General features: G+C 54.9%; 27 protein-coding genes and 1 other annotated feature. Of the genes, 12 read left to right on the top strand and 15 right to left on the bottom strand.

The genetic code is table 11. The annotated features are described in order from the left end of the window. The first annotated feature begins 12 nt into the window (after positions 1–12). The 4 genes from oppC to ACR42C_RS13025 are packed head-to-tail and all read left to right on the top strand — an operon-like array spanning position 13 to position 3,831. Complete coding sequence (gene oppC / locus ACR42C_RS13040) at positions 13–921, top strand: oligopeptide ABC transporter permease OppC (protein WP_116339411.1); 909 nt, start codon at positions 13–15, stop codon at positions 919–921. Between the two features lie 11 nt (positions 922–932). After that, positions 933–1,946, top strand: a complete 1,014-nt coding sequence (oppD, locus tag ACR42C_RS13035; RefSeq protein WP_479984192.1) for an oligopeptide ABC transporter ATP-binding protein OppD — start codon at positions 933–935, stop codon at positions 1,944–1,946. Continuing rightward, the gene (oppF, locus tag ACR42C_RS13030) at positions 1,943–2,947 is read left to right on the top strand and encodes a murein tripeptide/oligopeptide ABC transporter ATP-binding protein OppF (protein WP_116339415.1); all 1,005 of its coding nucleotides are present in this window, start codon (positions 1,943–1,945) and stop codon (positions 2,945–2,947) included. Before oppD ends, oppF begins: the two co-directional genes overlap by 4 nt. 14 nt (positions 2,948–2,961) lie before the next feature. Further along, entirely contained in the window at positions 2,962–3,831 is an 870-nt protein-coding gene (locus tag ACR42C_RS13025) for an ion transporter (RefSeq protein WP_479984191.1), read from the top strand. A 31-nt stretch (positions 3,832–3,862) separates the two neighbouring features. Here ACR42C_RS13025 and ACR42C_RS13020 read toward each other — a convergent pair whose 3' ends face one another. Both ACR42C_RS13020 and cls read right to left on the bottom strand, forming a co-directional pair. Next, positions 3,863–4,192, bottom strand: coding sequence for an HI1450 family dsDNA-mimic protein (locus ACR42C_RS13020; protein WP_006810881.1), 330 nt, complete (start codon positions 4,190–4,192; stop codon positions 3,863–3,865). 33 nt (positions 4,193–4,225) lie between these two features. Next, positions 4,226–5,686, bottom strand: coding sequence for a cardiolipin synthase (gene cls / locus ACR42C_RS13015; RefSeq protein WP_028013424.1), 1,461 nt, complete (start codon positions 5,684–5,686; stop codon positions 4,226–4,228). Positions 5,687–5,830: 144 nt separating this feature from the next. Between cls and ACR42C_RS13010 the strand changes: the two genes are divergently transcribed. Further along, positions 5,831–6,004, top strand: a complete 174-nt coding sequence (locus ACR42C_RS13010; RefSeq protein ID WP_086379783.1) for a YciY family protein — start codon at positions 5,831–5,833, stop codon at positions 6,002–6,004. A gap of 106 nt (positions 6,005–6,110) precedes the next feature. Next, positions 6,111–6,746 (top strand): leucine efflux protein LeuE, encoded by a 636-nt coding sequence (leuE, locus tag ACR42C_RS13005; RefSeq protein ID WP_028013423.1) that lies wholly within the window; start codon positions 6,111–6,113, stop codon positions 6,744–6,746. Positions 6,747–6,780: 34 nt separating this feature from the next. Here leuE and ACR42C_RS13000 read toward each other — a convergent pair whose 3' ends face one another. After that, positions 6,781–7,077: a YciI family protein gene (locus ACR42C_RS13000; protein WP_049006872.1), complete on the bottom strand. Its 297-nt coding sequence runs from the start codon at positions 7,075–7,077 to the stop codon at positions 6,781–6,783. A gap of 222 nt (positions 7,078–7,299) precedes the next feature. On the opposite strand from ACR42C_RS13000, the gene tonB reads away from it, so the two are divergent. Beyond that, the gene (gene tonB / locus ACR42C_RS12995) at positions 7,300–8,022 is read left to right on the top strand and encodes a TonB system transport protein TonB (RefSeq protein ID WP_193532760.1); all 723 of its coding nucleotides are present in this window, start codon (positions 7,300–7,302) and stop codon (positions 8,020–8,022) included. A gap of 38 nt (positions 8,023–8,060) precedes the next feature. Here tonB and yciA read toward each other — a convergent pair whose 3' ends face one another. From yciA to ACR42C_RS12975, 4 genes are all read right to left on the bottom strand, one after another. Beyond that, positions 8,061–8,456, bottom strand: coding sequence for an acyl-CoA thioester hydrolase YciA (gene yciA, locus ACR42C_RS12990; protein ID WP_028013420.1), 396 nt, complete (start codon positions 8,454–8,456; stop codon positions 8,061–8,063). Between the two features lie 104 nt (positions 8,457–8,560). Further along, positions 8,561–9,100, bottom strand: a complete 540-nt coding sequence (locus tag ACR42C_RS12985; RefSeq protein ID WP_061097985.1) for a septation protein A — start codon at positions 9,098–9,100, stop codon at positions 8,561–8,563. Between the two features lie 56 nt (positions 9,101–9,156). After that, on the bottom strand, positions 9,157–9,900 hold the full coding sequence (locus tag ACR42C_RS12980) for a YciC family protein (protein WP_023292236.1): 744 nt from the start codon (positions 9,898–9,900) through the stop codon (positions 9,157–9,159). A 25-nt stretch (positions 9,901–9,925) separates the two neighbouring features. After that, on the bottom strand, positions 9,926–10,330 hold the full coding sequence (locus tag ACR42C_RS12975) for a YkgJ family cysteine cluster protein (protein ID WP_316379293.1): 405 nt from the start codon (positions 10,328–10,330) through the stop codon (positions 9,926–9,928). 282 nt (positions 10,331–10,612) lie between these two features. Between ACR42C_RS12975 and ompW the strand changes: the two genes are divergently transcribed. Continuing rightward, positions 10,613–11,245: an outer membrane protein OmpW gene (gene ompW / locus ACR42C_RS12970; RefSeq protein WP_116339472.1), complete on the top strand. Its 633-nt coding sequence runs from the start codon at positions 10,613–10,615 to the stop codon at positions 11,243–11,245. Positions 11,246–11,288: 43 nt separating this feature from the next. Here ompW and yedF read toward each other — a convergent pair whose 3' ends face one another. From yedF to trpL, 8 genes are all read right to left on the bottom strand, one after another. After that, positions 11,289–11,522: a sulfurtransferase-like selenium metabolism protein YedF gene (gene yedF, locus ACR42C_RS12965; protein ID WP_003856774.1), complete on the bottom strand. Its 234-nt coding sequence runs from the start codon at positions 11,520–11,522 to the stop codon at positions 11,289–11,291. Next, positions 11,519–12,730: a selenium metabolism membrane protein YedE/FdhT gene (gene yedE, locus ACR42C_RS12960; protein ID WP_479984190.1), complete on the bottom strand. Its 1,212-nt coding sequence runs from the start codon at positions 12,728–12,730 to the stop codon at positions 11,519–11,521. The genes yedF and yedE overlap by 4 nt, the downstream gene beginning before the upstream one ends. Positions 12,731–12,911: 181 nt before the next feature. Next, positions 12,912–13,721 (bottom strand): tryptophan synthase subunit alpha, encoded by an 810-nt coding sequence (gene trpA, locus ACR42C_RS12955; protein WP_116339476.1) that lies wholly within the window; start codon positions 13,719–13,721, stop codon positions 12,912–12,914. Then, on the bottom strand, positions 13,721–14,914 hold the full coding sequence (trpB, locus tag ACR42C_RS12950) for a tryptophan synthase subunit beta (RefSeq protein ID WP_479984189.1): 1,194 nt from the start codon (positions 14,912–14,914) through the stop codon (positions 13,721–13,723). Before trpB ends, trpA begins: the two co-directional genes overlap by 1 nt. A gap of 10 nt (positions 14,915–14,924) precedes the next feature. Then, positions 14,925–16,283, bottom strand: coding sequence for a bifunctional indole-3-glycerol-phosphate synthase TrpC/phosphoribosylanthranilate isomerase TrpF (trpCF, locus tag ACR42C_RS12945; protein WP_479984188.1), 1,359 nt, complete (start codon positions 16,281–16,283; stop codon positions 14,925–14,927). A gap of 3 nt (positions 16,284–16,286) precedes the next feature. Continuing rightward, entirely contained in the window at positions 16,287–17,882 is a 1,596-nt protein-coding gene (gene trpD / locus ACR42C_RS12940) for a bifunctional anthranilate synthase glutamate amidotransferase component TrpG/anthranilate phosphoribosyltransferase TrpD (protein ID WP_028013411.1), read from the bottom strand. Next, the gene (locus ACR42C_RS12935; RefSeq protein WP_166711424.1) at positions 17,882–19,444 is read right to left on the bottom strand and encodes an anthranilate synthase component 1; all 1,563 of its coding nucleotides are present in this window, start codon (positions 19,442–19,444) and stop codon (positions 17,882–17,884) included. Before ACR42C_RS12935 ends, trpD begins: the two co-directional genes overlap by 1 nt. 25 nt (positions 19,445–19,469) lie before the next feature. Next, positions 19,470–19,563 (bottom strand) — a sequence feature (Trp leader region). Beyond that, positions 19,540–19,584: a trp operon leader peptide gene (trpL, locus tag ACR42C_RS12930; protein ID WP_116341108.1), complete on the bottom strand. Its 45-nt coding sequence runs from the start codon at positions 19,582–19,584 to the stop codon at positions 19,540–19,542. Its footprint overlaps the feature before it by 24 nt. Positions 19,585–19,723: 139 nt before the next feature. Here trpL and rnm point away from each other — a divergent pair, with 139 nt between their 5' ends. The 4 genes from rnm to ACR42C_RS12910 all read left to right on the top strand — a co-directional run bounded on the left by rnm (position 19,724) and on the right by ACR42C_RS12910 (position 22,637). Further along, positions 19,724–20,605 carry an RNase RNM gene (gene rnm, locus ACR42C_RS12925; protein WP_479984187.1) on the top strand — a complete coding sequence of 294 codons (882 nt, stop codon included), beginning with the start codon at positions 19,724–19,726 and terminating at the stop codon, positions 20,603–20,605. After that, positions 20,602–21,222, top strand: a complete 621-nt coding sequence (locus tag ACR42C_RS12920; RefSeq protein WP_003856793.1) for an L-threonylcarbamoyladenylate synthase — start codon at positions 20,602–20,604, stop codon at positions 21,220–21,222. Before rnm ends, ACR42C_RS12920 begins: the two co-directional genes overlap by 4 nt. Before the next feature lie 327 nt (positions 21,223–21,549). Further along, on the top strand, positions 21,550–22,116 hold the full coding sequence (locus ACR42C_RS12915) for a hypothetical protein (RefSeq protein ID WP_080346013.1): 567 nt from the start codon (positions 21,550–21,552) through the stop codon (positions 22,114–22,116). A 23-nt stretch (positions 22,117–22,139) separates the two neighbouring features. Continuing rightward, entirely contained in the window at positions 22,140–22,637 is a 498-nt protein-coding gene (locus tag ACR42C_RS12910) for a hypothetical protein (protein WP_479984186.1), read from the top strand. The last annotated feature ends 99 nt before the right edge of the window (positions 22,638–22,736 follow it).

Raw genomic sequence — 22,736 nt, 5'->3', positions numbered from 1 at the left:
CTGGAGCACGCCATGATGTTGAGTAAGAAAAACAGCGAGGTGCTGGAAAACTTCAGTGAAAAACTGGAAGTAGAAGGTCGTAGCCTCTGGCAGGACGCGCGCCGTCGCTTTATGCACAACCGTGCCGCGGTCGCCAGCCTGGTGGTTCTGGTGATCATCGCGCTTTTTGTGACCCTGGCACCTATGCTGTCGCAATTTACCTATTTCGATACGGACTGGGGCATGATGTCCAGCGCGCCGGATATGGAGTCTGGCCACTATTTTGGTACCGATTCATCCGGCCGTGATTTGCTGGTGCGCGTGGCGATTGGTGGTCGTATTTCCCTGATGGTCGGTATCGCCGCTGCGCTGGTGGCGGTGATTGTGGGGACGCTTTACGGTGCGCTCTCCGGCTACCTTGGCGGCAAAGTAGACTCAGTGATGATGCGTTTGCTGGAAATCCTGAACTCCTTCCCGTTTATGTTCTTCGTGATTTTGCTGGTGACCTTCTTTGGCCAGAACATCCTGTTGATTTTCGTGGCTATCGGGATGGTTTCCTGGCTGGATATGGCGCGTATCGTGCGCGGCCAGACGCTGAGCCTCAAACGCAAAGAGTTTATCGAAGCGGCGCAGGTAGGGGGCGTATCAACCAGTAATATCGTGGTTCGTCATATCGTGCCTAACGTGCTGGGCGTGGTGGTGGTCTATGCATCACTGCTGGTGCCAAGCATGATCCTGTTTGAATCCTTCCTCAGCTTCCTGGGGCTGGGTACGCAGGAGCCACTGAGCAGCTGGGGCGCGCTGCTGAGCGACGGCGCAAACTCGATGGAAGTTTCACCGTGGCTGTTGCTTTATCCGGCGGGTTTCCTGGTCGTCACCCTGTTTTGTTTTAACTTTATCGGCGATGGCCTGCGTGATGCCCTCGACCCGAAAGACCGTTAAGGAGCGCCGTCATGACAATAATTGAAACGGCCACCGTGCCTCAGGCGCAACAGCAGAGCAACCTTCTGCTGGATGTGAAAGACCTCCGCGTGACCTTTAAAACGCCGGACGGGGATGTGACCGCAGTCAACGATCTCAACTTTAACCTGAGCAAAGGTGAAACGCTGGGGATCGTGGGGGAATCCGGTTCCGGAAAATCCCAGACCGCCTTTGCGCTGATGGGCCTGCTGGCCGCGAACGGCGTGATTGGCGGTTCGGCAAAATTCAACGGCCGTGAAATCCTCAACTTACCGGAGCACGAGCTGAACAAGCTTCGCGCCGAGCAGATCTCAATGATTTTCCAGGATCCGATGACTTCGCTGAACCCGTATATGCGCGTCGGCGAGCAGCTTATGGAAGTTCTGATGCTGCACAAAGGCCTGGGCAAAGCGGAAGCCTTTGAGGAATCCGTGAAAATGCTGGATGCGGTGAAAATGCCGGAAGCGCGCAAGCGCATGCGCATGTTCCCGCACGAGTTTTCCGGCGGTATGCGTCAGCGCGTGATGATTGCGATGGCGTTGCTGTGTCGGCCGAAGCTGCTGATTGCCGATGAACCGACTACCGCGCTGGACGTGACCGTTCAGGCGCAAATCATGACCCTGTTGAACGAGCTTAAGCGTGAGTTCAACACGGCGATTATCATGATCACCCACGATCTCGGTGTCGTGGCAGGTATCTGTGACAAAGTGCTGGTGATGTATGCCGGGCGCACCATGGAATACGGCAAAGCGCGTGACGTGTTCTATCAGCCTGCCCATCCTTACTCCATTGGCCTGCTGAACGCGGTGCCGCGTCTTGATGCGGAAGGGGAATCCCTGCTCACCATTCCTGGCAACCCGCCAAACCTGCTGCGTCTGCCGAAAGGCTGTCCATTCCAGCCGCGCTGCCCGCACGCAATGGAAATCTGCAACAGCGCGCCGCCGCTGGAAGAATTTGCCCCAGGCCGTCTGCGCGCCTGCTTTAAGCCGCAGGAGGAGCTGGTATGAACGCAGTAGATGAAAAACGCAACGTGCTTCTCGAAATCGCTGACCTTAAGGTGCATTTCGACATCAAAGACGGCAAGCAGTGGTTCTGGCAGCCTCCGAAGACCCTGAAAGCGGTGGATGGCGTCACGCTGCGCCTGTACGAAGGGGAGACCCTGGGTGTGGTGGGAGAGTCTGGCTGCGGTAAATCCACCTTTGCGCGTGCGATTATCGGACTGGTGAAAGCCACCGGCGGCAAAGTAGCCTGGCTGGGTAAAGATCTGCTGGGCATGAAGCCCGACGAGTGGCGCGACGTGCGCAGCGATATCCAGATGATTTTCCAGGATCCGCTGGCGTCATTAAACCCGCGCATGACCATCGGTGAGATTATCGCCGAGCCGCTGCGCACCTATCATCCTAAGATGTCGCGTCAGGAAGTGCGCGACCGCGTGAAGGCGATGATGCTGAAAGTCGGCCTGTTGCCTAACCTCATCAACCGTTATCCGCACGAATTCTCCGGCGGCCAGTGCCAGCGTATTGGTATTGCCCGTGCGCTGATCCTCGAACCTAAGCTGATAATCTGTGATGAGCCGGTTTCCGCGCTGGATGTGTCTATTCAGGCGCAGGTGGTGAACCTGCTTCAGAAGCTGCAACGCGAAATGGGGCTGTCGCTGATCTTTATCGCGCACGACCTGGCGGTGGTAAAACACATCTCAGACCGCGTGCTGGTGATGTATCTCGGCCATGCCGTGGAGTTAGGTACCTACGATGAGGTGTACCACAACCCGCTGCACCCTTACACCAGAGCGCTGATGTCGGCGGTGCCGATCCCCGACCCCGATCTGGAAAAGAATAAAACGATTCAGCTTCTGGAAGGGGAATTGCCGTCGCCAATTAACCCGCCGTCGGGCTGCGTGTTCCGCACGCGATGCCCGATGGCGGGGCCGGAATGTGCGAAAACGCGACCGGTTCTGGAAGGCAGTTTCCGACATGCGGTTTCCTGCCTGAAAGTAGACCCGTTATAATCGTAAGGGCTGACATGATGTCAGCCCTTATTTTTTGCGAGGTTATCGTGTCGCGTTTATTCACCTCAGCCCGTCGTCGGCTCTATCATCTTTTATTCGATCCTGAAACGGTATCGGGACGCCGTTTTGAAGGTCTCTGCGCGCTCTTTGCGCTACTCAGCGTAGTGGTCATATTTATTGAATCGGGTGTTGGTACGCAGTATCACCTGACATTTGAGGAATGGCATGCCTTTGTCTGGCTGGAGCTGATCATCACCCTGGTTTTTACCGCTGAGTATATTTTGCGGGTAATTTGCTGGTCCAATCCGGCGAAATACGTCTTCAGCTTCTGGGGCTTTATTGATTTAGCCACTATCCTGCCGCTCTATGTGATGTGGTTGTGGCCGGAGATCAGCCTCAACTATGTTTTCGCCTGGCGAGCGATGCGTGTTATTCGGGTATTACGTATCCTGAAATTGCTGCGCTTTATGCCGTCGCTGCGGGTATTCTGGAGCGCGATCGTCAGCGCACGACACCAGCTTATTCTTTTCTATTCGTTTATTGCCATCGTCATGATTGTTTTCGGCGCGCTGATGTATTTGATAGAAGGGCCGAAATATGGCTTCGCGACGCTCAATGCGTCCGTCTACTGGGCGATAGTGACCGTTACGACCGTGGGGTATGGCGATATCACGCCCCATACGCCGCTGGGGCGGATAGTGGCATCCGTGCTGATTCTGATTGGGTACTCGGTTATTGCCATCCCGACGGGGCTTATCACCACGCACATGAGCAGTGCGTTTCAGAACCATAAACAGCGGCGCAAATGTCCGAACTGCCACCAGGCCGATCATGAACATAGCGCGCGGTTTTGCAACCGCTGCGGAAGTGCGTTACCGGATTAAATAAAAAAGGCTGCCATCGCAGCCTTTTTTATTATTCGCGCCAGAGTATATGGCACAGCTTGTGGTCTTTCTCGCGACACAGCAGGACGCGGGCGAAGATGTCGTTAATTTCCCCTCCGTCTTCATCAGCCAGCCCAATTACCACTTCGGCAAAGAAGTCAGGATTCAGGTCGAAATCCACATGTTCGGCCCAGTCCTCTGAAGGGTCGAATAATTCGGCACCGCCGCGCTCTTCGAACTGCAGATTAAAGAGGATCACGTCTGCGGGATCGAGGTTATCAACCGCCAGTTCGAGAAAAATGTCATAGGCCTGCTCGAGCGTTTCGTCTTCGGTCAGGCGATTGTTCAGATCCATTTCCATGATGACTACCTGTTTAACATCGTTGGGCACGTTTTACAGCAACGGACTAAAGAAGTAAAACAGTCGTTCAGCTATTCGCTGCCATAGCGGACGTTTTACCCAGAGCCTGGCATCCAGCAGCCGCGAGCGGGAGATATAGTCATCCTGAACCGCCGCCAGGTCACCGCCAAAGCCGGCGTCATCAATCACCAGGGTGATTTCAAAGTTTAGCCACAGGCTGCGCATATCAAGGTTAACCGTGCCCACCAGGCTTAACTCGCCGTCAACCAGCACGCTCTTGGTGTGCAATAGCCCGCCTTCAAACTGATAAATTTTCACCCCGGCAGCCAACAGTTCGCTAAAGAAGGCACGGCTGGCCCAGCCCACCAGAAGGGAGTCATTTTTGCGCGGCAGAATGATACTCACATCGACACCGCGCTGCGCTGCGGTACAAATCGCGTGCAGCAGGTCATCGCTGGGGACAAAGTAGGGCGTCGTCATGATCAGATATTCACGCGCGGAGTAGGTTGCCGTCAGCAGCGCCTGATGAATCAAGTCCTCCGGGAAGCCTGGTCCGGAGGCGATGGTATGAATTGTATGGCCGCTGGCCTCTTCAAACGGCATGATATTGCCATCCGGCGGCGGCGGCAGGATACGCTTGCCGGTCTCTATCTCCCAGTCGCAGGAGTACACGATGCCCATCGAGGTGGCAATCGGCCCCTCCATTCGCGCCATCAGATCCACCCATTGCCCGACGCCGGAATCCTGTTTAAAGAAGCGCGGGTCAACCATGTTCATACTGCCTGTGTAGGCAATATAGTTATCTATCATGACCATTTTACGGTGCTGGCGAAGGTCCATCCGGCGCAGAAACACGCGCAGGAGATTAACCTTCAGCGCCTCAACCACCTCGATACCGGCGTTACGCATCATGCCCGCCCAGGGGCTACGGAAAAATGCCACGCTGCCCGCGGAGTCCAGCATCAGACGGCAGTGGATCCCCCGGCGCGCGGCCGCCATCAGGGATTCAGCGACCTGGTCAGCCATGCCGCCGGGCTGCCAGATATAAAACACCATCTCAATATTATGGCGAGCCAGCTGAATATCGCGAATCAATGCCTGCATGACATCATCGGACGACGTCAGTAGCTGGAGCTGATTGCCCTTCACGCCGCCAATCCCCTGGCGGCGCTCGCAGAGCTTAAACAGCGAGGAGGCGACGCTGCTGTTCTCCTCGGCAAAGATATGCTTGCAGGCTTTGAGATCGTTAAGCCACTTCGCAGTGGAAGGCCACATGGCACGCGCCCGCTCGGCCCGGCGTTTACCCAAATGAAGCTCACCGAAAGAGAGATAGGCAATAATTCCCACCAGTGGGAGGATATAAATGATCAGAAGCCAGGCCATGGCAGAGGGTACGGCTCTGCGCTTCATCAGGATGCGTAACGTCACACCCGCGATTAACAGCCAGTATCCCAGAATGACCAGCCAACTCACCACGGTGTAGAAGGTTGTCATAGTTAAAAAAATCCTTTTGAAAGCGTATTGTTATGAGTGTACGCATCAGGATTCATCTGGCAAATAAAAACGCCAGGTAAAAGCGCTGGTTTGCTGCCGGGTTGGGTTTATAATGGCGACTCTGTTTGAGAAAGAGTTGTAGACATGAAGCGCAGTAGAACAGAAGTAGGGCGCTGGCGCATGTTGCGACAGGTGAGTCGTCGTAAGGCTCGTTGGCTGGAGGCACAATCCCGCCGCAATATGCGTATCCACGCCATCAGAAAATGTGGATTGACCCGGCACCGCAATGCGTTGCTGTTCGCAGTCCAGGATATCTGAAACCCATGAGGGCACCGCAAGGTGCCCGCTGATTTTATAGTGTCTGATTTTGCGAATATCGTTATTGCGGCGATATTCCGGTTATTTTTAGCAAAAGGAGAGAGAGGTGTTTGCGGAGTTTGGTGTACTGAATTTCTGGACGTATGTTGTTGGCGCATTTTTTATCGTGCTGGTTCCCGGGCCAAACACCCTGTTTGTGCTGAAAACCGGGATTGGTCACGGAGTGAAAAAAGGGTATCTTGCCGCGACCGGTGTGTTTATCGGTGATGCGGTATTGATGTTTCTGGCCTGGGCGGGTGTTGCGGCATTGATCCAGACGACCCCCGTACTCTTTAATATCGTGCGCTATCTTGGGGCCTTCTATCTGCTGTGGCTGGGGGGCAAAATGCTCTGGTCGGTAATTACCCGTCAGAATAACGCTCAAGAGAGCGGAACCGAGCCGGCCAGCACGATCATGAAACGCTCCCTCGTCCTGAGCCTGACCAATCCAAAAGCGATTCTGTTCTACGTTTCGTTCTTTGTGCAGTTTATCGACGTGAATGCGCAAAATACCGGGACCTCTTTCCTGATCCTCGCCACCACGCTTGAGCTGATTAGCTTTATGTACATGAGCTTCCTGATCTTCTCCGGGGCGTTTGTCACGCGTTATCTGAAAACCAAAAAGAAGCTGGCAAAGTTGGGGAACGGGCTGATAGGGCTGCTGTTTGTTGGATTTGCGGCGCGGTTAGCGTCGCTGCATTGATGTGAAAAGAGGCTCCTGCTGGAGCCTTTTTACATCAGAACACTTTCTTATATGGCCGCACCGTCACTTTCGCATACACACCCGCCGCAACGTATGGGTCTGCGTCAGCCCAGGCCTGCGCCGCTTCCTGAGACTCAAACTCCGCAATGACCGTGGAGCCAGAGAAACCGGCGGCGCCAGGGTCATTGCTGTCAACAGCAGGCATTGGACCTGCGGTCAACAAACGGCCTTCGTCCTGGAGCAACTGCAGGCGAGCCAGATGGGCAGGGCGAACCGAGAGACGTTTTTCGAGGGAATCAGCGACATCTTCAGAGTAGATCACGTAAAGCACGGTGAAGCTCCTTAAGCGTAATAAAGTGTCAGTTACGTTATGTGAAAGGGCAATTAACTGCAATGTAAAGATAAAAGCAACGTTAATCCCCCGATCTGAGTGCCCCTTTTTTGACCACTCCAGCGCTTAAATTGCGCCAGAACAAAGTGTCTTATTGAATATGATTGCTATTTGCATTTAAAATCGAAGTTCGGTTTTTTAACGTTGATGATTATGATTTCGATGACCCTTGATTTACCTCGCCGCTTTCCCTGGCCGACGCTGCTGTCCGTAGTGATTCACGGTGCCGTCGTCGCGGGTTTGCTCTACACTTCGGTTCATCAGGTTATTGAAATGCCCGCACCCGCCCAGCCGATCTCGGTGACCATGGTCTCGCCAGCGGATCTCGAACCGCCGCAGGTTGCGCCGCCCCCGCCACAGCCTGTTGCTGAGCCTGAGCCGGAACCCGAGCCTGTCCCGGAACCACCGAAGGAAGCACCGGTGGTGATCCATAAACCTGAACCAAAGCCAAAACCTAAGCCGAAGCCAAAGCCGGTTAAGAAGGTTGAAGAGCGTCCAAAACGTGAAGAACGCCCGATTGAACCGCGCGCGACCCAGCCGGTCGAGAATACGGCGCCTTCGCGTCCGGTTATGAATAACAGCGCGCCGGCCGCGAAGCCGACGGTTGCCGCACCGGCAGGCCCACGTGCGTTGAGCCGTAATCAGCCTCAGTACCCGGCGCGAGCTCAGGCCTTACGCATTGAAGGCCGCGTACGGGTGAAATTTGACGTCACTGCGGATGGCCGCGTTGATAACGTGGAAATCCTGTCTGCTCAACCTTCAAATATGTTTGAGCGCGAAGTGAAATCGGCAATGCGCAGATGGCGCTACGAACCCGGTAAACCGGGTAGTGGACTGATCGTGAACATTGTTTTCCGCCTTAATGGCGGGGCGCAGATGGAATAAGAAAAGCCTCCGGAAGGAGGCTTTTTTTTGCCTGTCGTTCAGGCTGGCGGAAGCTGACGAGGTTTACCCTCGCTATCGACAGCTACATAAATAAACAGCGCTTCAGTTGCTTTATAGCGCTGCCCAATCGGTTCAGAAGAAACTTTCTTCACCCAGACTTCAATGTTGATGGAGATGGAGGTATTGCCGCGTTTTACGCAGCGGGCGTAACAGCAAACCACATCACCTACCGCAACCGGGCGCAGGAAGGTCATTCCATCCACCCGCACGGTCACCACGCGCCCATGAGCAATCTCTTTTGCCAGAATTGCGCCGCCCATATCCATCTGCGACATCAGCCAGCCGCCAAAAATATCGCCATTGGCATTAGTGTCAGCGGGCATTGCCAGTGTGCGTAAAACCAGTTCGCCCTGAGGGGCGTTATTTGTTGTCATTGTTTTAACTCATAACGGAAGACTTCAGGCGGGATGCTACTATGATTTCACAGCGGAGAGAATAGACCAGAACGCCTGTCGAACACGTTCTGGTCAGTCAGCAATCAGTGCTTATCGTCCTGCGGCATGTGGCGATAAATATAAACGCCGCTTAGCAGGGTGAAAATCAGCGTCAGGGCCGTCAGGCCGAAGACCTTAAAGTTGACCCAAATGTTTTGCGGCAGCCAGAAGGCAATATAGATATTGGCAAGACCGCAAAGGATAAAGAACACCGCCCAGGCGATATTCAGGCGAGACCAGACCTCCTGAGGCAGCGTCAGCTCTTTGCCGAGCATGCGCTGAATCAGAGGTTTTTTCATCACCCACTGGCTGATCAGTAAGGCACCCGCAAACAGCGCATAGATCACCGTAACTTTCCACTTAATGAATTCATCATTGTGGAAGAAAAGGGTTAGTCCACCGAATACGGCGACCAGGACGAACGTCACCAGCGCCATTTTTTCAACTTTACGGTAGCGCACCCAGCTGTAGATCAGCACAACCGCAGTCGCAATAATCAGCGCCGTGGTCGCAGCATAAATGTCATACAGCTTATAAAATGCGAAAAAGACAACCAGCGGTAAAAAATCAAGAAACTGCTTCATTCTGTGATTCCATCTTCTCTGTTGAGCCGGGAAAGATCATCCTCCCGGCATCAGGATTACTGACGAATTAACATATACAGGCGGAACAGATAGACCAGCAGTACCGCTGAAATCAGGTTGCTCAGCGTATTCGCGACCACCGCGCCAACATTCGGGGTTAATACCGCAAAATTGGGTGCAAACAGGAGCAGGAGCGTTTTTGCCAGCAGCCAGCCGATCACGGCGGGCGCTACCAGACGCATGTTCGCCCATGCCAGCCTGATGCTGCTGCGCATCGCGGTAAAAATCCCCATTTTATCCTGCACGACCATCACGGGAGCAAAAGCAAGCACGATAGCCAGTAACACACCCGGCACCACGACCAGCATAATCCCCATCTGCACCAGCATGGTGGTTAAAAAGATCAGGATAAACAGCTTAGGTAAGACCGGCGCGCTGGCTCCAATCGCCCGTAAGGCGCTGACCCGGTGGCCCGCCGACACCAGCTGAATCATCAGCAGAACGCCACCTGCCAGAATCGCATTACCAATGAGCCCGGAGAAAGTCGATGCGGCAGAAGCCCGCAGCAGAATCTGTTGCTGCTCCGGCGTCATGTTTTGCACCAGTTCAAACAGCCCCACGCTTCCTGCCAGATGGTCGCCCTGGCTCAGGCTGGCAATCTGTTCTTCACTCGGTGAGAACGCATGACCCAGCACCACAGTGATAAAGGCGCAAAGCAACGCGATCAGTAAAAAGGTAATGAACTGATTGCGGAAAAAATTTCCCGTGTCACGGTAGACAGACTTCGCCGTGATAGACATGCACTCTCCTTGAGTATTGCAGGTGTTAATTAGCCGGCAATTGTACACCGGATGTACCTGCTGTGGCAGCATCAAGGCTTGTATGGAAAAGCATATCTTTGTAAAGCGGCGGTAATCCAAAGCGTGCCCGGGCACGATTACAGGCTTCATTAACCTGCCCATCTTCGCCGGACATGGCAAATTCCCGGCACGGGCTGGGGCGATCTTCATAGATAGCGCACCGGGTAGAGATACCCGGCTCCCCCTGTAAGGCCGCGCAGCGGCTCTGCTTTTGGTTTGTGCCGCGCATACACCGCAGAAAAGGAGTGACAGGCTCAGTGAGATGAACCGGAACGGTACCGCCGCCATCGCTGGCTTCGGCCCAGTAGAAAGAGACTCGAAAATACGCACAACAGGCTCCGCACGTCATGCACGGGTTAACTTCACTCATGGCACACCTGCAAAAGAAGAACGCATCAAATCAACTTGTGAGAACGATAAATTATCCAGCCGCCAGAGGAAGAGCAAGAGGGAGAAAAGAGAAAATTTTGTAACTGTGAAATGCTAAAAATTGACATAGAAACAACTTATTGCTTTTCAGGGCGCCACAAAAAATTAACCCAGATCAATGAATGTTAACTTACTGGTTTTAATGTGATCTGTGGCAGATCACTTATTACTCTTTTGTGAGTATATTCTCATCCGCGATTAAAACCACAACGATGGAGCGGATATGAAAAAATTAGCGGTGGCAGCCCTTGTATTAAGCAGTCTCTCTGGCGGCGCGTACGCGCATGAAGCAGGCGAGTTCTTTATTCGTGCCGGTTCGGCCACGGTTCGCCCAACTGAAGGTTCGGATAACGTGCTGGGGATGGGCGGTTTTAACGTCAGTAACAACACCCAGTTGGGGTTAACGTTCACCTATATGGCGACGGATAATGTTGGCGTTGAGCTTCTGGCGGCAACGCCGTTCCGTCACCGGGTCGGTCTTGGGGCAACCGGTGATATCGCAACGGTTCACCATTTGCCGCCAACGCTGATGGCGCAATGGTACTTTGGCGATGCAAGCAGCAAGGTGCGTCCGTATATTGGCGCAGGTGTCAACTACACCACCTTCTTCGATGAGAAATTCAACGATACCGGGAAAGAGGCAGGTCTCTCCGATCTCAGCCTGAAAGACTCGTGGGGCATGGCGGGGCAGGTTGGTCTGGACTATCTGATTAACCGCGACTGGCTGATCAACGCCTCGGTCTGGTACATGGACATTGATACGGACGTGCGCTTCAAGGCGGGCGGTGAGCAGCAAAGCATCAATACGCGTCTGGATCCGTGGGTGTTTATGTTCTCTGCGGGTTATCGTTTCTAATTCAGGCTGTTCGATGCGCCCCTGAAGGGGCGCATTTCGTATATTACTTCTGAATCAAATAGCGAATGGTTGGCCCGTCCTGCTGGATATCCAGCACCGTATAACCGTGGTTTTTCGCATCCAGCGGAATGTTGTTGATGGACTGCGGACAATCACTGACCACCTCCAGAATTTCACCTTTTTTGAGCTGCGGTAGCGCCTCAAGCGTGGCAACCGCCGGATACGGGCAGGGTTCACCGACCATATCCAGTCGATAATCGGGGACGATCTCTTTCATGCAGCGTTCTCCTGCGTTTCAGTTTTAACGGTGGCGCGTCTGAAGAAACGTTTCTCCTGCGCAACAACCAATAAAAAAGCGACCAGCAGCAGGGCATAGGTAACCAGCAGACCGCCAAGGGGGCCGAAGGTGCTCAGCAGGTTGACCTTGTCCCAGTTCGTTGCAAGTACCGGAGAGACGTCGTCCCAGTAGTACGCCAGAATGGTTGAGCCGATGACGTTACCCAGCCCGACCCACCAGTAGTGCACCTGTCCCTCTACCGCGCGATACATCCAGCCGGTTTCACACCCGCCCGCCAGCACAATCCCGAAGCCAAACAACAGGCCGCCAATCACCGCGTTTGGGCCAGCCCACATGATTTTCGGTTCCACGCCTAACTGAACGTAGCTGAAGATGCCGATAGCGCTCACCGCCATACCGGCAATGATTGCCTTCGCCATCATCGTCCGTCCGGTGATCCACATATCGCGAAACGCGGAGGTAAAGCAGATCTGCGCGCGTTCGATCAGCAGACCAAAGCCGACGCCGAACAACATCGCCAGGCCAAGCTTCGGCTGATTCATCGCCGTGCAAATGGCCCACGCGATCATGGCAAAAAAGACCAGCATACCCAGGCGGAAACGACGCTTTGCCTGGTCCGGCTTCTGGGTTAGCGGGGACGCCGCGCTGACTTTTGTTATTTTCACCGGGATGCGGAACAGCGGCAGCAGGGTGAATTTTGCCCCAAAGTAAGAGCCGATGGCCGTGGCGACAGCAAAAAACCAGGCATGAAGCGAGAACTGCGGAATCCCCGTAAAGAAAGCGGCCAGGTTGCAGCCCATCGCCAGGCGGGCACCAAACCCGGCAATCATACCCCCGACTACCGCCTGCAGAATGCGAATACGGCTTTTGGGCATGCGCAGCTTAACGTTGTTTGCCCACAGCGCCGCGGCGAAGCAGCCGCCAAACATGCCGACAATCATCATCCCGTCGATGCGGGTAAGCGGTGTGCCTTCCAGGTGAATCAGTTTGAAGTAGCCCCACTCTTCGGTATGCACGCCTGCAAGTTGCAGCAACTGACCACCCCAGCGGGTGAACTCGCCGGTGACGGCCCAGAAGGTGCCGGTAATGCCGAAATAATAAGTAGAGAGAATGCCTGCCGCGATGACGGCCGGAACAGGTGACCAGAACTTAACCAGGTAAGTCTGCTTGAAGTATTGCCATGACATGAATAAGCCTCTGAACTCAGAAGGATTAAAGATAAAAAAGAGTCCAGATCATACGCCTGCAGGCAAGAATGGGAAGCTATTCACACCGAAAATATCGAAGGGATCAATTTTGACGTGATCCTTTGTAGTGGATGGAGAAGGAGGCGTAACCGTCTGGCAGAGATGCCAGACGGTGGAGGGATTATGCTTTCCGCGTCGCTGCTTTCATTGCGGTCACGAACGCTTTCAATTCGTTCAGCATCTGCTCGGGCTTGTCCACGTTCTTCTCGATGATCTTCACTATCGCGGAGCCGGAGATGGCGCCAGCCGCCTTCGCTTCAATTGCCGCAGTGACCTGATCCGGAGAGGAAATCCCGAAGCCCTGCAGCGGAGGCGCGGCATGGTATTCGGCCAGCTTCTCCACCAGATGATGCAGCGGCAGTGCGGCTTTATTCTCGGCACCGGTCACGCCTGCGCGGGAGAGCAGATAGGTATATCCGCGTCCGTAAGAGGCAATCTGGCGCAGCAGTTCGTCATCAGCGTTTGGTGGGCAGATGAAAATCGGGGCGACATTATGGCGCATTGCCGCCTGGCGGAACGGCGCAGACTCTTCAACGGGCACGTCTGCTACCAGCACCGAGTCAACACCCACGCGCGCGCACTCGGCGTAGAACTCGTCAACACCACGGTTAAACACCAGGTTGGCGTACATCAGCAGGCCAATCGGAATGGTCGGGTGCTTCTGGCGGATCGCCGCCAGCATCTCAAAGCACTGGGTTGGGGTTACGCCTGCGGCAAACGCGCGCAGGGTGGCGTTCTGGATGGTCGGGCCATCCGCCAGCGGATCGGAGAATGGAATGCCCAGCTCCAGCGCGTCGGCACCGGCTTCGATCAGGGCGTCGATAATCTTCAGAGACTGCTCCGGGCCAGGGTCGCCCAGGGTAACGAAGGGAACGAACGCGCCTTCCTGGCGGGATTTCAGTTCAGCAAATGCATTATCGTAGCGTTCCATCAGATTTCCCCTCGTGCTTTCAGAATATCGTGAACGGTGAAGATATCTTTGTCACCGCGACCGGAAAGGTTAACGACCAGCAGCTGCTCTTTTTCCGGGTTCTCTTTCATCATTTTCAGCGCGTGCGCCAGCGCGTGTGAAGACTCAAGTGCCGGGATGATACCTTCGCTGCGGCACAGCGTTTTGAAGGCTTCCAGCGCTTCATCATCGGTAATGGAGACATAATCCGCGCGCCCCGTGCTGTTCAGAAACGCGTGCTGTGGCCCAACGGACGGGAAATCCAGTCCGGCAGAAATCGAGTAAGACTCTTCAATCTGCCCTTCATCGGTCTGCATCATCGGGGCTTTCATGCCGAAGTAAATCCCCACGCGGCCATGCTTCAGCGGCGCGCCGTGCTCGCCGGTTTCAATCCCGTGACCGGCAGGCTCGACGCCAATCAGCCCTACGCGGGTTTCGTCGATAAAATCGGCAAACATGCCGATGGCGTTAGATCCGCCGCCGACGCAGGCAATTACCGCATCCGGCAGACGACCCTCTTTTTCAAGGATTTGCGCTTTGGTTTCTTCACCGATCATGCGCTGGAATTCGCGCACGATGGTCGGGAACGGGTGCGGGCCCGCCGCGGTACCGAGCATATAGTGCGAGGTTTCGTAGCTGCCCGACCAGTCGCGCAGCGCTTCGTTACAGGCATCTTTCAGCGTCGCGGAGCCGCTGTGCACCGGGATCACTTCCGCACCCATCAGGCGCATACGGAACACGTTCGGCGACTGACGCTCAACGTCTTTCGCACCCATGTAGATGCGGCACTTCAGGCCGAGCAGGGCGCTGGCGAGCGCAGAAGCCACGCCGTGCTGTCCCGCGCCGGTTTCGGCGATGATTTCGGTTTTACCCATACGCTTTGCGAGCAGCGCCTGGCCCAGCACCTGGTTAGTTTTATGCGCGCCGCCGTGCAGCAGGTCTTCACGCTTAAGATAAAGCGTGGTTTTGGTGCCTTCGGTCAGGTTGCGGCATTTGGTCAGCGCGGTTGGACGGCCGGCATAGTTTTTCAGCAGATCGGTAAACTCCGCCTGAAACGCCGGATCTTTCTGCGCGCTCACGAACGCTTCTTCCAGCTGGCGCAGCGCGGGCATCAGGATTTGCGGAACGTACATCCCGCCGAACTCACCAAAATACGGGTTAAGTAATGTCGTCATCTTCTCTTCCTTAATATGCACGCAGAGTTTTAAACACTGAGGCCAGCTTGCTGGCATCTTTTATACCCGGTTGGGACTCTACGCCTGAATTGAAATCGAGGCCTGCACAGCCGGTTTTCGCGGCTTCCACACAGTTATCCGGACTTAGTCCGCCCGCCAGCAGGACGTTGTCCAGCTTTTCGCCGTTCAGCAGCGACCAGTCAAAACGCTGTCCGGTGCCGCCCTGGCCGTTATCGAGCACGAATTTGTCAACGTGGTTAAGATTACGTGCGGGCAGGGTGCTGCCCACGCTTTGCGCTTTCCAGATCTGAACCTGCGGTGCCAGCGCATCGCGCAGGGCATTGATATACGCCTGATCTTCTTCGCCATGGAGCTGAACGGCACTCAGGGATAACGTCGCGGCTTTTGCCACAACGTCCGCGATATCCGCATTGCGGAATACGCCAACATAGCTCAGCGGGGCCGCTGCGATTACCTTGCGGGCCTGTTCCTCATTGACTGTGCGAGGAGAAGCGTCAACGAAGATCAAACCGCCATAGATCGCCCCAGCCTCATACGCGGCCAGTGCATCCTGTTCACGGGTTAAGCCGCAGACTTTGTTTTCACCCAGCAGCACGCGACGCACCGCCGCGTTGAGATCGTCATGCTCCATCATGGCGGAGCCAATCAGGAAACCGTTGGCGAAGTGGCTCAGCTCGCGCACCTGGGCGTAGCTGTTAATGCCGGATTCGCTGATCACCGTGACGCCAGAACCCAGACGCGGAGCCAGCTGGCGCGTGCGGTTCAGGTCAATCGACAGGTCGCGAAGATCGCGGTTGTTGATGCCGACCACTTTGGCTTCCAGCGCAATGGCGCGCTCGAGCTCTTCTTCATTGCTTACTTCGGTCAGCACGCCCATTTTCAGGCTGTGCGCCACGGCAGCAAGCTGGCGATACTGCTCGTCGTCCAGTACCGAGAGCATCAGAAGGCAGGCATCGGCCTGGTAGAAACGCGCCAGCCAGATCTGATATGGGTCGATAATAAAGTCTTTGCACAGGATCGGCTGCGGCGCGATACCGCTGACGATCGGCAGAAAATCGAAGCTGCCCTGGAAATATTTCTCATCCGTCAGCACGGAGATAGCCGACGCATGATGCTTATAAATACCGGCGATACGCGCCGGGTCAAAATCGTCACGAATAACGCCTTTTGAGGGAGACGCCTTTTTGCACTCCAGAATAAAGGCGGTGCGTGCACCCTGCAGGGCGTCATAGAAACGACGGCTGCTTGGGACGACGTCATTCTGGAAACTGGCAAGCGGCTGCTCTGCTTTGCGTGCTTCCACCCAGATGGCCTTATCGGCAACGATTTTCGCTAAAACGGTCTGCATTCTTTACCCTCTTGCCGCAAGTGCGGTAACGCGATCGTAAGCTGCACCGGAGCGCAGTACATCCAGAACTTTTTGAGCATTGGCCTTCAGGTCTTCCTCACCGTGCAAACGCATCAGCATGGCGACGTTGGCAGCCACGGCGGCCTCATGAGCGGCCTCACCTTTACCTTGTAGTAAGCGCGTCAGAATGTCACGGTTTTCTTCCGGCGTACCGCCTGCCAGCGCTTCCTGATGGTACGGCGTTAAGCCGAAATCAGACGCTTCAAGCTGATAGCTGAGCACTTCGCCATCGTTAAGCTCGGCCACCAGCGTCGGTGCATGCAGCGAAACTTCATCCATTCCGCCGCTGTGCACCACGGCGGCGCGTTTGTAACCCAGCACGCGCAGCGTTTCGGCAATCGGCAGGACCAGCTCAGGGCTGTAAACGCCAATTAATGCCAGTGGCGGATGGGCCGGGTTGATCAGCGGGCCGAGCACGTTAAACAGCGTGCGGGTTTTAAGCTGCTGGCGAACCGGCATGGCGTGGCGGAAACCGGTGTGATATTTCGGCGCAAACAGGAAGCAAACGCCCAGATCGTCCAGCGCTTCGCGTGAACGCTCGGCATTCATCTCCAGGTTGATGCCAAAAGCGGCCAGCAGATCGGACGAGCCTGAACGACTGGAGACGCTGCGGTTACCGTGTTTCGCTACCTTCAAACCACACGCCGCCGCCACGAACGCGCTGGCGGTGGAGATGTTAATACTGTTGCTGCCGTCACCACCGGTTCCGACGATATCGGCAAACTGATAGTCAGGGCGCGGGAACGGGGCGGCATTTTCCAGCAGGGCAGTGGCCGCGCCGGCGATCTCCTGCGGGCTTTCGCCGCGCACCTTCATGCTGACCAGCGCTGCCGCCAGTTGTTCAGGCTTCAGCTCACCGCGCACCACGGCGGAGAAGAGCTGGTGGCTCTCTTGCTGGCTCAGGGTCTGCGCCTGATATAGTTTTTCCAGAATCGGCTGAAGGGTGTTGGTCTGCTCCAGCTTCTGTAATGCCCAGTCAAGGGTCTGCTCCAGCAGGCGTGCGCCATTGGAGGTCAAAATAGATTCCGGGTGGAACTGCATCCCGCAGACGCGATCCGCATCGTGGCGTACCGCCATCACCATCCCTTCGAACGAGGCGTTGATGGTCAGCCCGGCCGGAATGTTGCTGCCGACCAGCGAATGGTAGCGCGCGACCGGGAGCGGATTCGGCAGCCCGGCAAACATTGCCTGGCCGTCATGTTCAATGCTGGAGGCTTTACCGTGCAGGATCTCTCCCGCCTGGCCGACGTAGCCGCCGTAGGCTTCCACGATCGCCTGGTGACCCAGGCAGATACCGATAATTGGCAGCTTGCCGCGCATGCGGGTCAGCAGCTCGGGCATACAGCCCGCTTCGCTCGGCGCGCCCGGCCCCGGGGAGAGCATCAGCACCGGGTTTTGCATGGTCGCCAGACGGTCAATCAGGGTCTGAGCCGGAACGTGGTTACGGTAGATAACGACGTTGTGGCCATTTGCACGCAGCTGATCTGCCAGGTTATAGGTAAAGGAGTCGATATTATCGAGCAGCAGAATGTCAGCCATCAGAAAATCTCCTGTGCGTGGTGTGCGGTAGCGATGGCGCGCAATACCGCGCGCGCTTTACTGCGGGTTTCGTCAGCTTCAGACTGCGGAACAGAGTCGAGAACAATCCCGGCGCCGGCCTGAACGGTAGCAATACCGTCCTCTACGTAGGCGGAACGGATCACGATGCAGGTATCGAGGTCGCCGTGGGCGGTGAAGTAACCCACCGCGCCGCCGTAGCTCCCGCGCCGACGTCCTTCCGCTTCGGCGATAAGCTGCATGGCACGCACCTTCGGCGCGCCGCTCAGGGTGCCCATGTTCATACATGCGCGGTAGGCGTGCAGCACGTCGAGGTCGCTTCGCAGCTCACCCACCACGCGGGAGACCAGGTGCATCACGAAGGAGTAGCGGTCGACTTTGGTCAGGTCCGCCACGTAGCGGCTGCCCGGCGTGCAAATACGCGCCAGGTCGTTACGCGCCAGGTCAACCAGCATCAGGTGCTCGGAGAGCTCCTTATGGTCGGTACGCATTTCCAGTTCGATGCGACTGTCCAGATCGCGGTCCAGCGAGCCATCGGCACGACGGCCGCGCGGACGGGTACCTGCAATCGGGTAGATCTCAATCTGGCGGCTGGTGGCGTCATATTTCAGCGAGCTTTCCGGCGAGGCGCCGAACAGTGTGAAATCGTTGTCCTGCATAAAGAACATGTACGGGCTCGGGTTGCTCTTCTTCAGCACGTCGTAAGCTGCAAGCGGCGACGGGCAGGGCAGAGAGAAACGGCGGGAAGGCACCACCTGGAATATCTCCCCGGCGCGAATCGCCTTTTGCATCTGGCGAACCACGGCACCGTATTGATCGTCGGTCTGGTTAACCTCACAGGTCATCTTCTCGACGCGCTGCACCGGTAGCGCAGGCGGCGCTTCCGTCATTTGCTGCTGCAGTTGGGCAATGCGGTGCTCCAGACGATTTTTCTCAGCGCCAGAAGGCGTGAACAGGCTGGCCTGAATGCGGGTGTATTGTTTCTGATGGTCGATCACCAGCAGGGTTTCGGCCAGATAGAAACAGTAGTCCGGGCAGCGGTTGCCCTGCTCGGTTTCTGGCAAATCTTCAAAACCGGCAACCAGGTCGTAAGCAAACAGCCCGCCGAAGAACATGGCTTCACGCTCATCTTCCGGCACGGTCACCAGATTTTGCAGCAGTCGGAAGGCATCGAATACGGACAGCGAGCAGAGGCGCGCGTCTTCGTCCAGCAGCTGGCTTACCGGCGGGAAATGCAAAATTCGCAGGTCAGGGTGACGTTCATTGTCGATGCCCGCAGGCAGAGCCTCATCTAACAGCGGCAGCAGCGATGCGCCATTGTCAGAAAGCGCCTTAATGGTGACGGTGTCACCTAATGCGGTAATGCGCAGCGCGCTGTCGACCAGCAGCAGGCTTTTCAGATCGTCCTTGCTGTCGATATCCGCAGACTCCAGCAGCAGCGTCGCCGGACGCGCGCCGCACACCTGATGAAACAGCGCGGTCGGGTTGTGACGATAGGCCGCCTCGCAGGTCAACAGTTCAAGATGGGGTTTGGCTGTTTGCATGTTGTTGTTCTCATTTATTCTGTTCAAAAAAAAGCCCGCTGGTTAGCGGGCGGGTATCTGTTTGCATTTCGCAGACGCGTGACACTGCCCGAAGATCAGGTAGTGCGCCACCAACCGTGCAGAGTGAAATGTGCCGTCATTTTCAGATACCTTTATCGTGTGAACTTGCGTACTAGTTAACTAGTTCGGTGGCGTGTTGTCAACCCTTGATTTCAGAATTTCACGTTAAGTCGGTATCATGGCGGTTTCGGATGTCTCCAACCTGATATGGGAAGTGCTTTGAGCGATACCACCTACGCGATTATTTATGATTTACACAGCCATACTCAGGCTTCTGATGGCCTGCTGACACCCGAAGCCCTGGTTCATCGCGCGGTTGAAATGCGTGTCGGCACGCTGGCGATAACCGATCACGACACCACCGACGCCATTCCGGCAGCGCGCGCCGAGATTGCCCGCAGCGGGCTGGCGCTGAATCTGGTGCCCGGCGTCGAGATATCGACCGTCTGGGAAAACCATGAGATTCATATCGTTGGCCTGAACATTGATATAGAACATCCGGCACTTCTTGCCTTTTTGCAAGAACAAAAAACGCGTCGCAACCAGCGCGCGGAGATGATCGGCGAGCGCCTGGAAAAGGCGCATATTCCGGGGGCGCTGGAAGGAGCGCGAAAGCTGGCGAACGGCGGGGCGGTCACCCGCGGACATTTCGCCCGTTTTCTGGTTGAAGTGGGTAAAGCGACGACCATGGCGGATGTCTTTAAAAAATATCTGGCGCGCGGGAAAACCGGATACGTTCCGCCACAGTGGTGTACAATAAAACAAGCTATTGATGTGATTCATCACTCTGGCGGTAAGGCCGTGCTGGCCCATCCGGGACGGTATAATCTTTCTGCTAAATGGCTGAAAAGACTGCTGGCGCACTTTGCCGAATGCGGTGGCGAGGCGATGGAAGTCGCCCAGTGTCAGCAGGCGCCCAACGAGCGCGCGCAGCTCGCGACTTACGCCCGCCAGTTTGGCCTGCTTGGGTCACAGGGCTCTGATTTCCATCAGCCCTGCGCGTGGATCGAACTCGGGCGCAAGCTCTGGCTACCCGCTGGCGTTGAGCCGGTCTGGCAGCTCTGGGAGCAGCCGCAGCAAATTGAAGAGAGGGAAGTATGAGTCAGTTTTTCTATATCCATCCGGATAACCCGCAGCCACGTCTGATTAACCAGGCCGTGGAGATCGTCCGCAAAGGGGGCGTGATAGTCTACCCAACCGATTCTGGCTACGCGCTGGGCTGCAAAATTGAAGATAAAGGGGCGATGGAGCGTATCTGTCGCATCCGTCAGCTACCGGACGGCCATAACTTTACTCTGATGTGCCGCGATCTCTCTGAGCTGTCGACCTATGCTTATGTGGATAACGTGGCGTTTCGCCTGATTAAGAACAACACGCCGGGGAACTACACCTTCATCCTGAAAGGGACGAAAGAGGTGCCGCGCCGTCTGTTGCAGGAGAAGCGTAAAACCATCGGGATGCGCGTGCCGTCGAACCCGATTGCCCAGGCGCTGCTGGAGACCCTCGGCGAACCGATGCTCTCTACCTCGCTGATGCTTCCGGGAAGCGAGTTTACCGAGTCCGATCCGGAAGAGATCAAAGATCGCCTGGAGAAAGTGGTGGAGCTGATTATTCACGGCGGTTATCTCGGCCAGCAGCCGACCACCGTTGTGGATCTCACTGAAGATGCGCCGGAAGTGATTCGTGAAGGCGTGGGTGATGTTAAGCCTTTCTTGTAGAGGTGTAAGCAGATATACTACGCGGCCATCAAAGCAGGGCTCGGCCCTGTTTTGACCTGATTCGACGCCTGTGAAGGCGCACAAGATAAATATTAAATCATTTATAATCAATGATTTAACGTTTTTCGGTTAATGGTTGTTACTAACTTGTGTGACAGCCATTAGCCACATCGCGACTCTCATCATGTATGTACACCTTTCCCTGCTGTTAATGTCTTCCTTGGTGTAGTCCCATATTCGGTATTACCACCAACGGGCTTATTGGCTACTATTCCCTTAATTTAGGTATGGTATCATGTAGAGAAAATCTTAAAAGAAGGGTAGTTTATGGGCTGGTCTTCGTTGGTTAGGATAACCATTGGTGCATTTCTATTGGCTGGGTTGTCATTCTCTGCACACGCTAAGAACTGCAAGAAAGGTATTCCATGCGGTAATTCGTGCATTGCGGTTGGAAAAACGTGCCGGATTGGATCAGGCACATCATCTACGTATAAAAATTATTCATACTCTTACCCGTCATCTTCTCTTCATAGTTCAATCCCTAAATCCTCTCCCCCTTCCTCATCAGCTAAGGTTGACGGAAAAAATACGTCTTCAACTGCTAAAACGTATCTCTGTGAGTATGCTATTGCAGCGATACAGAATGGAAGAATCGGTGCTTTACGTGTGTTGGGTAGTGCCGAGGTAACATTGTATGTCGATAGCTTCAAAGCTAACCGTTTAAACGGTACATACCTGCTCTCGCCAAAGCTGAAAACTAACGGTAAGTTGATGATGGCAGATGATAAAAGCAAAGTGTACGCCTATGATCCGTCGCTGGGAAACTTTGCAATTAGTGACCGCATCGCAAGAAGCACTGAGCAATGGGATCATTGTAAACTGGTTCACAATTAATAAACTCAATTCGTGGGGATGTAATGAAAAAATTACTAATGGCTTTCGTGATTCTAACTTTACCTCTGCTCTCATTCGCCAAGGGCATAGGGTATGGAAATACTACATGGGGCATGAATCCGTCAGAAGTTGTTGCTGCTCAGGGCAATGGTGCACATCTCATCTCACCAGAAAAGTATAAGGATAACTTTGGAAAAGTGCGGATTGATAATGTATCGATTGGTAGCGGTCTGTATACAGTGACATTTTTGTTCGACGGCGCTGATCGGCTTGTTCAAACGAACGTAGCCAGCAATGAAAAGAAAAATGAAGGCATCTCTGCACATCAATTTGGCACATTAAATCAATTACTAACTCAGAAGTATGGAAAGCCTGAGTTTTCTGATCCAAGTAAAGTAACCTGGAAACTTCCTGACACAACGGTTGAGTTAAGTCAGATGGTCATTTCTGGGGTTATGGCACAGACAATCGTTCGGTACATTCCAAACAGTAGGGTGGCAAGCGATACTTCAAACCTTTAGCCAAAGATTCTTTTTTAGCGGATGTGAGATTGTTTCCATATAACCAGCCCAGCCAATACGAGAGCGCCGATAGTTAACTACCCTTGTCCAGGAACAATC

The sequence above is a fragment of the Enterobacter sp. MG-EB028 genome (assembly GCF_056673305.1).
The sequence above is the reverse complement of the archived record's forward strand: the minus strand, read 5'-3'. Positions and strand labels throughout refer to the sequence as shown.